This is a genomic window from Bradyrhizobium sp. F1.4.3, from assembly GCF_040548375.1.
In the GTDB taxonomy this organism is placed as follows: domain Bacteria; phylum Pseudomonadota; class Alphaproteobacteria; order Rhizobiales; family Xanthobacteraceae; genus Bradyrhizobium.
The window spans coordinates 738,802-752,315 of the sequence record NZ_JBEPRN010000002.1 but is presented as its reverse complement, the minus strand read 5'-3'; the positions used below and the strand labels follow the sequence as shown (position 1 = coordinate 752,315).

At 65.5% G+C, this 13,514-nt stretch carries 9 protein-coding genes; 4 read left to right on the top strand and 5 right to left on the bottom strand.

The genetic code is table 11. The features are described 5' to 3' along the window. Positions 1-81 precede the first annotated feature (81 nt). Entirely contained in the window at positions 82-2,361 is a 2,280-nt protein-coding gene (locus ABIB73_RS10990; protein WP_354223849.1) for a fused MFS/spermidine synthase, read from the bottom strand. A 209-nt stretch (positions 2,362-2,570) separates the two neighbouring features. On the opposite strand from ABIB73_RS10990, the gene ABIB73_RS10985 reads away from it, so the two are divergent. Next, positions 2,571-4,181: a phytoene desaturase family protein gene (locus ABIB73_RS10985; protein ID WP_354223847.1), complete on the top strand. Its 1,611-nt coding sequence runs from the start codon at positions 2,571-2,573 to the stop codon at positions 4,179-4,181. Positions 4,182-4,472: 291 nt separating this feature from the next. Here the strand turns inward: ABIB73_RS10985 and ABIB73_RS10980 are convergent, their stop codons facing one another. Continuing rightward, entirely contained in the window at positions 4,473-4,628 is a 156-nt protein-coding gene (locus ABIB73_RS10980; protein WP_502918421.1) for a Flp family type IVb pilin, read from the bottom strand. A 163-nt stretch (positions 4,629-4,791) separates the two neighbouring features. On the opposite strand from ABIB73_RS10980, the gene ABIB73_RS10975 reads away from it, so the two are divergent. Continuing rightward, positions 4,792-5,679, top strand: a complete 888-nt coding sequence (locus ABIB73_RS10975) for a 50S ribosomal protein L11 methyltransferase (RefSeq protein ID WP_354223843.1) — start codon at positions 4,792-4,794, stop codon at positions 5,677-5,679. Between the two features lie 54 nt (positions 5,680-5,733). Here ABIB73_RS10975 and ABIB73_RS10970 read toward each other — a convergent pair whose 3' ends face one another. Then, a complete protein-coding gene (locus tag ABIB73_RS10970; RefSeq protein WP_354223841.1) occupies positions 5,734-5,907 on the bottom strand; it encodes a hypothetical protein in 174 nt (57 codons plus the stop codon). A gap of 185 nt (positions 5,908-6,092) precedes the next feature. Between ABIB73_RS10970 and ABIB73_RS10965 the strand changes: the two genes are divergently transcribed. Then, the gene (locus ABIB73_RS10965) at positions 6,093-7,919 is read left to right on the top strand and encodes an aminopeptidase P family protein (RefSeq protein WP_354223839.1); all 1,827 of its coding nucleotides are present in this window, start codon (positions 6,093-6,095) and stop codon (positions 7,917-7,919) included. Between the two features lie 222 nt (positions 7,920-8,141). Then, entirely contained in the window at positions 8,142-9,419 is a 1,278-nt protein-coding gene (locus ABIB73_RS10960) for a multidrug effflux MFS transporter (protein ID WP_354223837.1), read from the top strand. Between the two features lie 98 nt (positions 9,420-9,517). Here the strand turns inward: ABIB73_RS10960 and ligA are convergent, their stop codons facing one another. Both ligA and recN read right to left on the bottom strand, forming a co-directional pair. Continuing rightward, positions 9,518-11,671: an NAD-dependent DNA ligase LigA gene (gene ligA, locus ABIB73_RS10955; protein ID WP_354223836.1), complete on the bottom strand. Its 2,154-nt coding sequence runs from the start codon at positions 11,669-11,671 to the stop codon at positions 9,518-9,520. 169 nt (positions 11,672-11,840) lie between these two features. After that, positions 11,841-13,514 (bottom strand): DNA repair protein RecN, encoded by a 1,674-nt coding sequence (recN, locus tag ABIB73_RS10950; RefSeq protein ID WP_354223835.1) that lies wholly within the window; start codon positions 13,512-13,514, stop codon positions 11,841-11,843.

Genomic DNA, 13,514 nt, shown 5'->3' with positions numbered 1-13,514 from the left:
ACCAGCCGGGACCCAAAGAACTATGGGCCCCGGCCCTGCATCGCACCGCGCTGCGCTGCGTCCGGGGCGCCCGCAATAGCCCTACTCCCCGTCCCTCAGGCGCCGGTACAGCGCACCCAGGATGTTGGAATAATCGTCGGTCCAGACCCGCACCTTCTCGTCGGGGTCGGTCTCCTCCCAGACCTTGGAGGACGCGAGCTTGCCGACGTCGGCTGCATCGCGCGCGGAGATGACGACATCGGTGGAGAAGATGTAGTCGGCGTCGCGCCCCGAATCTTCGTTGTAGACCCAGCTCTTTAGGTCATTGGCGTCGGCGATGCCGACCACGACCGGCTCGAGATCGAGATGCCGGTTGGAGACGTGCATCACTACGGCGCCATGCGGGGCGAGCTTGTCCTTGTAGATCTTCATGGCCTCTTCGGTCGCAAGATGAATCGGGATCGCATCAGACGAATAGGCGTCGACGATGATGAGGTCGTAAGCGCCGTCCGGCTCCCTGGCGAAGGTAAGGCGTGCGTCACCGATCACCGGCTTCAGGTCCGGCAGGCAGCTCGATATGTAACGGAAATTCTTCGGATCCCGCGCAGCGTCGACCATGGACTGGTCGATCTCGAAGAATTTCCAGCTCTCGCCGGGCTCGGCGGCGCAAGCGAGCGTACCCGATCCGACGCCGATCGCGGCGACTTTCAGTGGCACGCCCTTGCGCTCGCGGATCGCGGTGATGGCCTGACCGATGCCGCCGTCCTTGTGATAGTAGGTGATCGGCTCGGGACGGCCGGTAACGGGTGTGCCGTCATTGTTGCGGAAGCGCTCGGCACCGTGAATGGTGGTGCCGTGCATCAGCACATGGAAATAGCCGCCGGGCGTCACCACGATCTTGTGCACGCCGAAGAAGCTGCGCACGGTGGTGACGCGACCTTCGTCCGCCGGATAGAACCGGATCAATGCCAGCGCGAGCGCGACAGTGGCAAAGATCTTCCAGCGACCGGCGTTGACCGCGAGCGCAAGAAGCGCTGCCAGCACGCCGACGGCGCCGGCAACCCAGACGCGGTGATCCTCGAGCCAGATCGTGAGATCGCCCGTGGTGTAGGACGGCACGACCAGAGCCACCGCGAGCGCGGCGAGGGCCAGCCAGTACCATTTGACGATGCCGGCGAAACGCTCGTTTGCCGAGGGCCGGCAGAGCGCAGCAAGCGCGACCAGGATCGGATATTCGGCGATCCATGAGAAGCTGAACGGCGCAACAAGGCCAGCGAACAGGCCGCCAATCATGCCGCCGAACGACAGCGCCACATAGAAGCCGGTGAGATATTTCGCCGCCGGCCGCGTCCGCGCCAATTCGCCATGGCAGGCCATGGCGATGACGAAGAAGCACAATTGATGGCCGCCGAGCGTGAGCAGCAAGTTCTGCTCGCCGCCGAAGGCGAGCAGGAAGATGATGCCCGCGATCGCGACCGGCTGGAGCATCAGCATCCATTTGTGCGGCAACAGCGGCCGCGACTGGAACACCACCACCCAGGTGAGCAGGTACAGCGACAGTGGCAACACCCACAGCAGTGGCGCCGCCGCGACGTCGGTCGAGATGTGCGCGGTCACGGCGATGAGCAGGCCTGACGGGACGGCAGCGAGGAAGATCCAGCGCAGCCGTATCACGATGCCAGGTGCCGGCGCATTCGCGTCCTCGGTTTGCGCATCAACCACCGCCAGCTTCGGCGAGCGCAGCAGCAGCACGCCGCAGGCTGCGATCAAAACGATCAGGAGGCCATAGCCGCCGGTCCAGAGCCGGTTCTGCGTGTGCAGCGTGAACATCGGCTCCAGCAGGAACGGATAGGACAACAGCGCGAGGAAGCTGCCGATGTTAGAGGAGGCATACAGGAAGTAGGGATCGCGCCCATCAGGATGGCCGGTGCGGACGAACCAGGCTTGCAACAGCGGATTGTTGGCGGCGAGCGCGAAGAACGGCAGGCCGATTGACATCACGAACAGGCCGAGCAGCCAGAACGCATAGCCGGACGCCGGCGGCTCACCATAGGCGCCGGCGATGCCGAGCGGCAGCGTGACGAAGGCGACGACCAGCAACGCGAGATGGATCACGACGGGAACGACGCGGTTCTTGATCTGCATCAGCAGATGCGCATAGGCATAGCCCGCGAGCAGCAGTGACTGGAAGAACACCATCGCCACCGACCACACCGCCGGCGAGCCGCCCAGCCGCGGCAGCACCATTTTCGTGAACAGCGGTTGCACCGAGAACAGCAGCAGTGCGCTGACGAAGATCGCGGCAGTGTAGACCGTCAGCAGCAGCCGGTTGCGCGACGAGGACGGTTGCTCCGTAGCGGCAGGTTGCACAATCGAATCCATGGGAGCTCCGGCAGGCAATCCCCGGCGGGCGCCGGGCGCGCGCAATGGAGCACAAGCCGCCTGAACGGGCAATAAATGGTCTCGTGATGTTGCCGCGAGAAATGCCTGATATAGAACGTCATTCCCGGGCGACGCGTCAGCATCGAACCAGGGATCCAAGGACTCCGGGTCTGGTCCTTCGAACCATCCGGAATGACGCCAGGAACATCATGACCGAAACCGACGTCGTCATCATCGGCGCTGGCCATAACGGCCTCACCTGCGCGGCCTATCTCGCGATGGCGGGCCTGCGCGTGCACGTCGTCGAGCGCCGCAAGGTGGTCGGCGGGGCCGCGGTCACGGAGGAGTTTCATCCGGGCTTTCGCAATTCGGTCGCGGCCTACACCGTGAGCCTGCTCAATCCACAGGTGATCCGCGACTTGGGACTCGCCGAGCAGGGCCTGCGCGTGGTCGAGCGGCGCGCGCAAAATTTTTTGCCCGCGCCCGACGGCAGCTATCTCCTCACTGGAGAGGGACGAACAAAGGAATCGGTCGCGCGACTCAACGCCCATGACGCGGCCGCGCTCGACGGGTTTTCGCGCGAGTTGGAAGACATCGCGGATGTGCTGCGGCAGTTCGTACTGCGCGCGCCGCCGAACCTGCTCGACAGTTTTGGCATCGGCGCGCTCCGCGAGGCCGTGAACGCGGTCCAGAGCGCCAACATCCTCCGCGGATTGACGCTGGAGCAAAGCCGCAGCCTGCTCGATCTCTTCACCCGCTCGGCCGGCGAGATGCTGGATGAGCGGTTCGAGCACGATCTGGTCAAGGCGCTGTTCGGCTTCGACGCCATCGTCGGCAATTATGCCAGCCCTTACGCGGCGGGCTCGGCCTATGTGATGCTGCATCATGCCTTCGGCGAGGTGAACGGCAAGAAAGGCGTCTGGGGCCACGCCATCGGCGGCATGGGCGCGATCACGCAGGCGATGGCGCGCGCCGCGCGCGACCGGGGCGTTGTGATCGACACCGATGCCGGCGTGCGCGAGGTAATCGTCGAGCGCGACCGCGCCGTCGGCGTGGTGCTGGAGAACGGCTCGACCATTCGCGCAAAATATGTCGCGGCCAACGTCAATCCAAAGCTGCTTTATACGCGGCTGGTCGCGGCCGACGCCATGCCCGCCGACTTCCTCGCCCGCATCCGCCACTGGAAGAACGGCTCCGGCACCTTCCGCATGAACGTGGCGCTGGACCGCCTGCCCTCCTTCACCGCGCTGCCCGGCGACGGCGATCACCTCAGCTCGGGCATCATCCTGGCACCGAGCCTCGGCTATATGGATCGCGCGTATCTCGATGCGCGCGCGCACGGCTGGAGCAAGCAGCCGATTGTCGAGATGCTGATTCCGTCGACGCTCGACGACACGCTGGCGCCCGCAGAAAAACACGTCGCCAGCCTGTTCTGCCAGCACGTCGCGCCCGAACTGCCCGACGGAAAGTCCTGGGACGACCACCGCGAAGAGGTCGCCGATCTCATGGTCGCGACGGTGGACAGCTACGCGCCGGGTTTTGCGGCCAGCGTACTCGGCCGTCAGATCCTGTCACCGCTCGATCTCGAACGGCAGTTCGGGCTGCTCGGCGGCGACATCTTCCACGGTGCGCTGACGCTGAACCAGCTATTCTCAGCGCGGCCGATGCTGGGCCATGCGGATTATCGTGGGCCGCTGAAGGGCCTCTATCACTGCGGCTCCGGCGCCCACCCCGGCGGCGGCGTCACCGGTGCCCCCGGCCACAACGCCGCGCAGGCGATTTTAAGGGATCACCGCGGCTTGTTCGCAAGTCGTGGATAGGTCTGTGGATGGACTGTGGCGAGGTTGTCGGGAAAGCTGTGGTGAAGCGGTGAAAGCCTGGCGCGACCTCACGGGACAACCCTGGATCAGGCTGTGGAAAAGGCGCGGGATAAGCCGGGCATAAGTCGGTGGATGGCATCCGAAGAATCGGTGGAAAGCCTGTGGACATCAGCAGGCCTCGCTTGCGCCCCAAAACGACTCCGCCCGCCAGGGGCAATTCCCCCGGCGGGCGCTCGTCGAAAAACCTGTCTATGAAGAAAGTAGCCCCCGCTGGGAAATGGGAGGCGGAAATTACTTCAAGGAGCTGCTAATCGAACCGAACTTGTCGTTCAGGGTGGTGCCCAGGCTGTTCACCACGGTGATGATCGCCAGCGCGATACCGGCCGCGATCAGGCCGTATTCGATCGCGGTTGCGCCGGACTCATCGGACCAGAACTTCGAAATCATGTGCTTCAAGATCGCCTCCGTTTCCATTTCAAGCTGTGTTGGCTGGATCCAACATCCGGAAATCTACGGAATGCAACCTACGATCGGATTAACCTATACATCGCAAGTTATGCGAAAAATCTGGAACAAAAGCTCCAAAAATTGAACTCAGTGGAACCCCAGGATGCAGCCTGCCCCCACCCATCGCGCCAGCTTCTCGATCGGCAACGAGGCCGCCGCCAGACGCGTCGTCGACCTGCTCACCGAGGTCTTTTTCGAGGGCGATGCGGCGGTCGCAGCGTTCGAACGGCCGGACGGGCAATGGGATGTCACGCTGCATTTCGCCGAGGCGCCGGATCAGGCGGGCTTACACGAACTCGTTGCAACCTCAGCAGGAAATGACATCGCCAACACCCTCGCGTTCGACACGATCGAGGCCAAGGACTGGGTCAAGGCGAGCCTGGAAGATCTCGTCCCGGTGCCGGCCGGGCGCTTCGTCGTCCACGGCAGCCACGACCGCGACCGCGTGGCGCCAAACAAGCTCGCCATCGAGATCGAGGCGGCGCTCGCCTTCGGCACCGGTCATCACGGCACGACGCGTGGCTGTTTACTGCTGCTTGACCATGTCCTGAAAAGCTCGCGGCCGAAGCGCGTGCTCGATCTCGGCACCGGTACCGGCGTGTTGGGAATTGCGGCGGCGAAGGCGCTGCATCGCGCGGTGCTCGCCTCCGACATCGACCCGCCCTCCGTGCGCGTGGCAGCCGAGAACGCGGCGCTGAATGAAGTTGGCAACCATGTGCGGGTGATCCGCGCCACAGGCTTCGCCGCGCCGGATTTTGCCAAACGCGGCCCGTTCGACCTGGTGCTGGCCAACATCCTTGCCAACCCGTTACGGCAATTGGCAGGTCCGATGACCCGGCACCTGGCACCTGGCGCCCGCATCATCCTCTCCGGCCTGTTGACGCACCAGGCCCCCGCCGTCATCGCCGCCTACCGCGCGCGCGGCCTCGTGCCGCTGCGGCATCTGCGGATCGAGGGGTGGAGCAGTTTGTTGCTAAGGAGGATGGGGTGAGTGCGGTGCGCTCCCTCGCCCCGTTCTTACGGGGAGAGGTGAACGAGAGCAGCGCTACTTCACCGGCTTCTCGTCACCCCGCGCCGATGCGCGCAACGCGCGCCGGGCGCGGCGCTCGGCGAAACGGTCGATCATCTGGCTGATGAGGCCGCGCGGCTTCTTCGGTGTGGTTGCGGCCGGGGCGCGGCGCGGCGGCGGCGAGATCTTCTCAAACGTGAACGCAGGCATCGTGCATCCCCTCGCCGTTGAGTTGAAACACTTGCTCGAACTTCCCTGTTATCCGGACGAAGCTCAAAAGCCGCATCCTTTTACTCCACTCGACTCAAGCGGAACTTTTCAAGCACAGTCCATGCCAGATGCGACCCCAAATGCGTCTACATTGCGGACTCATCCCCATGATCCTAAACTGAGCCATGTTCGAAGCACACTTCCAGACGTTCGAGGAGCCCGAGGCCGGCGTCGCATTGACGGCGCGGCTTGCCGCGCTCCGTGAAGAGCTTGCCCGCCGCAAGCTGACCGGCTTCGTCATTCCACGCGCCGACCAGCAGCAGAACGAATATGTGGCGCCGTCGGAAGAGCGGCTGGCCTGGCTGACCGGCTTTACCGGATCGGCGGGACTCGCGGTGGTGCTGGCCCACGAGGCGGCGGTGTTCGTCGACGGCCGCTATACGATCCAGGCGGCCAAGCAGGTCGACGCCAAGGCCTGGGCGGTCGAGTCGCTGATCGATCCGCCGCCGGAGAGCTGGGTGTCGGCGCATCTGAATGCCGGCGACCGCCTCGGATTTGATCCGTGGCTGCACACTTTTGCGGCAGCCGAGCGCCTCGCCGCCGCCTGCGCCAAGGCCGGCGCCGAGCTCGTCGCGGTCGACAGCAATCCGGTCGACGCCATCTGGCAGGACCGGCCGCAGCCGCCGCTGGCGCCGGTCACGGTCCACGGCCTGCAATATGCCGGCGTCGCCGAGGCCGACAAGCTGACGCAGATCAGGAGCGAGATCGACAAGCTCGGCGCCGACGCGCTGGTGCTCTCCGACAGCCACGCCGTGGCCTGGACCTTCAACATCCGCGGCGCCGACGTCGCGCATACGCCGCTGCCGCTATCCTACGCGCTGGTGCCGAAGGACGGCCGGCCGACGATCTTCATCGACCATCGCAAACTCTCCAACCTCTCGCGCGATCATCTCGAACAGTCCGCCGACGTACGTGAGCCCGATGCGATGGCGCCGACGCTGATGGCGCTCGCCAAGAGCGGTGCCGCGGTTGCGCTCGACAATGCCACCGCAGCCGACGCGCTCAGCCGGCTGATTGCGAGCGGCGGCGGCAAGCCGGTGCGCGGCAGCGATCCGATCGCGCTGTTGAAGGCGGTGAAGAACACGACCGAGATCGCCGGCACGAGGACCGCGCATCGGCGCGATGCCGTGGCGCTGGCACGCTTCCTCGCCTTCATTGACCGCGAGGCATCAAGCGGCAAGCTCACCGAGATTGACGCGGTCGAGGCGCTGGAGACGTTCCGCCGCGACACCGGCGCCTTGAGGGACGTGTCGTTCCCGACAATCTCAGGCACGGGCCCGAACGGCGCCATCGTGCACTATCGCGTCACCCGCAAGAGCAACCGGCGGATCGCACCCGGCGACCTTCTGCTGATCGATTCCGGCGCGCAATATGAAGACGGCACCACCGACGTCACCCGCACCATGGCAGTGGGCGAGCCGACCGACGAAATGCGCGACCGCTTCACCCGCGTTTTGCGCGGCCACATCGCGATCGCGCGCGCGGTGTTCCCCGATGGCGCCACCGGTGCGCAGCTCGACACGCTGGCGCGGCAATATCTCTGGGCCGCCGGCATCGATTTTGAACACGGCACCGGCCACGGCGTCGGCAGCTATCTCTCGGTGCATGAAGGGCCGGCGCGAATTTCAAAACTCGGCACCACGCCGCTGAAGCGCGGCATGATCCTCTCCAACGAGCCCGGCTACTACAAGACCGACGGTTTTGGCATCCGCATCGAGAATCTCGAGCTGGTGGTCGCCGCCGACATCGAGGGCGCCGAGAAACCGATGAACGCGTTCGAGACGCTGACCTTGGCGCCGATCGACCGCCGGCTGATCGACGTGGCGATGCTGGGCAAGGACGAGCTCGACTGGCTCAACGCCTACCACGCCCGCGTCCGCGCCGAGGTGCGGCCGGCGTTGGACGAGGCGACGAAGGCCTGGCTCGATCAGGCCACGGCGGAGCTGACGTAGCGCCGCGCATGGCGCTACGCGATTTGCGCAAGGCTTAGCCGCCTTCGCCCGCCATCACGGCCAGCGTGGCGCGTTCCTCGTGCCGCTTCTCCGTAAAACAACGGCTCCCCACGCGCTGTTATGATAACAGTCCCGGAATCGGTATAGCCGCATTCCGAAACGCCGATATCCGTCTTGTGCAAGCACGCTACAGTCCGATTCGAATTCGAAAGTCGGACGCGCATGCACGGCATGATCAGCAAGCCGCCGGGAACGGCGACAAAGAACCTCGCGACCTCGCGCGTGGTGTTGCTGCTGCTGGTCGTCATGACCGGGATCGCGCCGATCTCGCTCTACATCCTGGTTCCGGCGCTGCCGGTGCTGGCGACGACGTTCGGGCGCGACATCTCGATCGCGCAGATGACGGTGTCGCTCTACATGGTCGGCATCGCCTGCTCGCAGCTCATCATGGGGCCGCTGTCGGACAAGTTCGGCCGACGGCCGGTGCTGCTCTCCGGCCTCGCGCTGATGGTGGCGGCCAGCATCGCCTGCATCTTCGCCGAAACCCTGCCGCAACTGATCGCCGCGCGCTTCTTCCAGGCGCTGGGCGGCGCCACCGGCATGGTGGTGAGCCGCGCCATCATCCGCGACATCTATGAGCGCGAGCGTGTCGCTTCCATGATCAGCCTCGTGGTCGCAGCGCTCATGATCGGGCAAATGCTTTCCCCGCTGACCGGCGGCCTGATCGAGACCGCGTTCGGCTGGCGCGCGATCTTCTATGCCGTCACGATCGGCGCGATCGCGGTCGCGATCGGCATCGCACTGGCACTCCCCGAGACGCGCCGCAGCCGCGCAGCCGGCAGCGGCTTCCGCGGCGACGTCGGCATGCTGATCAGGAACCGCGCCTTCATCGGCTATGTGATGTGCCAGGTGCTGGCGTCCCAGATCATCTTCACCTTCGCCGGCGGCGGCCCCTACATCGTGGTGACGCAGATGGGCCGCAGCAGCGCCGAATATGGCGCGTGGTTCGCAACGACGGGCTTCGCCTATCTGGTCGGCAATCTCCTCTGCGTGCGCTTTGCGCCGCGGCACTCGCTGGAAAAGCTGATCTGGTTCGGCCTCGGCCTGCAACTCTGCGGCAGCCTCCTGAACCTGCTGTGGAGCTTTGCAGGCTGGAACGAGGCGCCGGGCTGGCTGTTCGGCACCCAGATGATCGTAATGGCCGGCAACGCCTTCGTGATGGCGAATTCCGCCGCTGGCGCGATCAGCATCCGCCCCGAGGCCGCCGGCACCGCCTCCGGCGCGATGGGTTTCCTGCAACAGGGCATCGGCGCGCTGATGTCGCAATTCGGCGCCTATCTCGGCGGCCATTCCGCTACGACGCTGCCGCTGACCTCCGCGGTCCTCGCGATCTCACTGCTCTGCGCCTGCACGATGATCTTCGTCGTGCCGCGTCGTGAGGTCGTGGTGAGCGAGACGCTGATCGAGCAAGCGGAGGAGGAAGAGACGGGGATGATGTAGCTGTCGCGGCAAGCGACGGCCGTTGCAACACTCTCGGTGTCATCCCCCGCGTGACCGGGCGATGACGGCGGAGTAGGAGGTTACGAAGCTGCCCCCTCTCACTCCCCGATCAGCGTCAACCACTCGTCCTCGGTCAGCACCTTGACGCCGTGCTTGTTGGCCTCGGCGAGCTTCGAGCCCGCGCCGGGGCCGGCCACCACGAGATCGGTCTTCTTCGACACCGAGCCCGAGACCTTTGCACCAAGCCGCTCGGCCGTCGCCTTCGCTTCATCGCGCGTCATCTTCTCCAGCGAGCCCGTGAACACCACGGTCTTGCCGGCGACAGCCGAATTGCTCTTCGGCTTCTCGGCGTCGACGATCTCGACTTCCTTGGTCAGGCGCTCGACGATGCCGCGGTTGTGGCTCTCGCCGAAATAATCCGCGATGCTCTTGATCACGGTGTCGCCGATCTGGTCGAGCGCGTCCATCTCGGCGATCGCCTCCTCGTCGCCCTTGGCGACCTTGAGGCTGGCGTCGTGGAAAGCGTCCCAGGAGCCATAACCGCGCGCCAGCGCCAGGCCCGTGGTCTCGCCAACATGGCGCATGCCGAGCGCATAGATGAAGCGCTCCAGCGCGATTTTCCGCCGGCTCTCGATTGCGCCGAAGAGATTGCGCACCGAGGTTTCACCGTAACCTTCGATCTCTTCCAGCTTGAGCTTTGCGTTGCGTTTTTCCAGCGTGAAGATGTCGGCGGGCTCCTTCACAAAGCCCTCGTCGAAGAAATACTGAAGCTGCTTCTCGCCAAGGCCGTCGATGTCGAAGGCGCGCCGCGACACGAACAGTTTTAAGTGTTCGATCTTCTGATAGGGGCAGGCGAACTCGCCGGTGCAGCGGGCGCGCGAACCCTCCTCTCCCGCCGCCGTCTCCTCGCGCGTGACGTCGGTGTGCAGCGGGCACGGGCACTTCTTTGGGAAGTGAAACTCCCTGGCATTCTTCGGCCGCTTGTCGAGGATGACATCGACCACTTGAGGAATGACATCGCCTGCGCGCTGGATCACGACGGTGTCGCCGATCCGGATATCGCGGCCCTCGCGCAGCACCTCGCCCTTATTGCCGACGCCCTTGATATAGTCCTCGTTGTGCAGCGTGACGTTCTGCACGATCACGCCGCCAACCCCGACGGGCTCGAGCTTGCCGACCGGCGTGAACGAGCCGGTGCGGCCGACCTGGATCTCGATGTCGCGCAGCACGGTCATGGCGCGCTCGGCTGGAAACTTGTGCGCGATGCCCCAGCGCGGCGTCCGCGAGACGAAGCCGAGCCGCTCCTGCCAGTCGAGACGATCGACCTTGTAGACGACGCCGTCGATATCGTAGTCGAGCTCGGCGCGCTCTTCCTCGATTCTCTGATGGAACGCGATCAGCTCCTCGACCGAGTGACACAGCTTGGTCAGCGGATTGGTCTTGAAGCCGCAGCGCTCGAACCAGTGGATCATGCTGCTCTGCGTGCCCTCGGGCATCGCGCTCATCTCGCCCCAGGCATACGCAAAGAAACCGAGCGGGCGCGAGGCGGTGATGGTCGGATCCTTCTGGCGGAGCGAGCCCGCCGCCGAGTTGCGCGGATTGGCGAAGATGGTGTCGCCGGCAGCCTTCTGCCGCTCGTTGAGCGCCAGGAAGGCCTTCTTGGTCATGTAGACCTCGCCGCGCACTTCGCAGATATCGGGCACGTTGCGGCCCTTGAGCCTCTCGGGGACGTCTTCGAGCGTGCGGATGTTGGCGGTGACGTCCTCGCCTTCCGCGCCGTCACCACGCGTCGCCGCGGTGACGAGCTCACCGCCCTCGTAACGCAGCGACATTGACAGGCCGTCGATCTTCGGCTCGGCGGAGAAATCGACCTTGTCGTCGGCGAGCTTCAGGAAGCGCACGATGCGGCCGACGAAGTCGCGCACGTCCTCCTCGGCGAAAGCGTTGTCGAGCGACAGCATGGGAACCGCGTGCCGCACCTTCTTGAACCGGCCGGACGGCGCCGCGCCGACTTTCTGCGACGGCGACTCCGCGCTGACGAATTCAGGAAAGCGCTTCTCGATCGCGTTGAGGCGCTGGCGCAGCGCATCATATTCGGCGTCGGTGACAACAGGCGCGTCGTCCTGATAGTAGCGCTTGTCGTGCCCTTCGAGTTCGAGCGTGAGCCGCATGTGCTCGACCTTGGCCTGCGCCTTGGTGAGGTCGGCGACGTCGCGAAGCGGCTTTGCTTTGGATTTTGCTGCTCTTGCCATAGTGGTTGAATATTACAGAGCGGGCAGAGGGGTAAAGGCACGTTGAGGTCTTGTGCCCCGGATGCTGTGCAACGCGCCGCCACAGCGGCGTGGTGCACTGCTGATCCGGGGCCCATGGGGGGGCCACCCTGGGTCCCGGCTCGCGCTACGCGCGTCCGGGACACGAAAGCTAAGCCGTCGCCGCCTTGAGCAGCCGGTCCGCAGCCGCCCTCGCCTCGGCCGTGATCTCGGCGCCCGCCAGCATGCGCGCGATCTCCTCGCGGCGGTGGTCGGCGGCGAGCGCATTGACGCGGGTGGCAACGCGCTTGCCCTTGTCGAGGGCGTCCTTGGAGATGAGGAGGTGCTGGTCGGCGCGGGCGGCGACCTGCGGAGCGTGGGTGACGGCCATCACCTGCACCTTGCCGGCAAGGCGCGCCAGCCGCGCACCGATGGCATCGGCCACCGCACCGCCCACGCCGGTATCGATCTCGTCGAACACCAGCGTCGGCGCCGAGCCGCGGTCGGACAGCACGACCTTGAGCGCCAAGAGGAAGCGCGAGAGCTCGCCGCCGGAGGCGACCTTCATCAGCGGACCCGGCTTGGTGCCCGGATTGGTCTGCACCCAGAATTCGACGCGGTCGAAGCCTTGCGGCCCCGGCGAGGTCTCGTCGGTCTCGACCTGGGTCATGAATTTTGCGCGATCGAGCTTGAGCGGGGCGAGCTCGGCATTGACGGCCTTGTTGAGCTTCTCGGCCGACTTCTGCCGCGCCATCGACAGTTTCTTGGCGGCGGCCGCGTAGCGCGCATCGGCCTCGATCGCGGCCTGCTCCAGCTTCTTCAGGCGCGAGGCGCCGGCATCGATCAGCACGACATCGGCGGCGTATTTGGCGGCGAGTGCGGCGAGCCCGTCGACCGGGGTCGAATATTTGCGCGAGGCGGCGCGGAGCGCGAACAACCGCTCCTCGATGCGTTCGAGCTCGCCAGGATCGAAATCGGTTGCAGCGAGCGCAGCCTGGAGATGCTGGTCGGCCTCTTCCAACGCGTTGATCGCGATGTCGATGGCTTTGACCGCGGGCTCGACCAGCGTCGGCGAATTGACGCCGCGGCGCTCGAGCCTCCGCACGGCGGCCGAGAGGGCCGCAACCGGCGAGTTGTGGCCGCCGACGACCTCCTGCGCCTCGCGCAGGTCGGAGGCGATCCTCTCGCCCTGCATCATGGTGGTGCGGCGGGCGGCGAGCGAGGTTTCCTCGCCGTCCTTGGGCGCGAGCTGCTTCAGCTCGCCGGAGGCGTGGCGCAAATAATCGGCCTCGCGCGCGGCACGCTCCATGCCGGCGCGATGCTCCTCCAGCGCGGTGTTGGCGGTGCGGCGCGCGTCCCAGAGGGATTCGACCGCCGCGACGTCCTTTTCGAGGCCGGAGAACGCATCGAGCAGGCGGCGGTGGGTGGCGGCATCGACCAGCGCGCGCTCATCGTGCTGGCCGTGGATCTCGACCAAAGCGACGCCGACCGCCTTCAGCGTCTGCACGCTGATCGACTGGTCGTTGATGAAGGCGCGGGTGCGGCCGTCGGCGAGCTGGACCCGGCGGAGAATCATTTCACCGGTATCATCCAGCCCGTTCTCGGCGAGGATTTTTGCTGCGGGGTGAGTTTTGGGGACATCGAACACGGCGGTGACCTGCCCCTGCTCCGCGCCATGGCGCACGAGGCCGGCATCGCCGCGGCCGCCGAGCGCCAACGCAAAGGCATCGAGCAGGATGGATTTGCCCGCACCGGTCTCGCCGGTCAAAACCGCGAGCCCGGTGGCGAATTCAATATCGAGCCGTTCGATCAGGACGATGTCACGGATCGACAGACGCGCCAGCAT

Coding starts and splice junctions, on each gene's coding strand:
- ABIB73_RS10975 (WP_354223843.1), top strand. CDS start 4,792: ATGCAGCCTGCCCCCACCCATCGCGCCAGCTTCTCGATCGGCAACGAG.
- recN (WP_354223835.1), bottom strand. CDS start 13,514: ATGCTGGCGCGTCTGTCGATCCGTGACATCGTCCTGATCGAACGGCTC.
- ABIB73_RS10980 (WP_502918421.1), bottom strand. CDS start 4,628: ATGATTTCGAAGTTCTGGTCCGATGAGTCCGGCGCAACCGCGATCGAA.
- ABIB73_RS10970 (WP_354223841.1), bottom strand. CDS start 5,907: ATGCCTGCGTTCACGTTTGAGAAGATCTCGCCGCCGCCGCGCCGCGCC.
- ABIB73_RS10960 (WP_354223837.1), top strand. CDS start 8,142: ATGCACGGCATGATCAGCAAGCCGCCGGGAACGGCGACAAAGAACCTC.
- ligA (WP_354223836.1), bottom strand. CDS start 11,671: ATGGCAAGAGCAGCAAAATCCAAAGCAAAGCCGCTTCGCGACGTCGCC.
- ABIB73_RS10965 (WP_354223839.1), top strand. CDS start 6,093: ATGTTCGAAGCACACTTCCAGACGTTCGAGGAGCCCGAGGCCGGCGTC.
- ABIB73_RS10985 (WP_354223847.1), top strand. CDS start 2,571: ATGACCGAAACCGACGTCGTCATCATCGGCGCTGGCCATAACGGCCTC.
- ABIB73_RS10990 (WP_354223849.1), bottom strand. CDS start 2,361: ATGGATTCGATTGTGCAACCTGCCGCTACGGAGCAACCGTCCTCGTCG.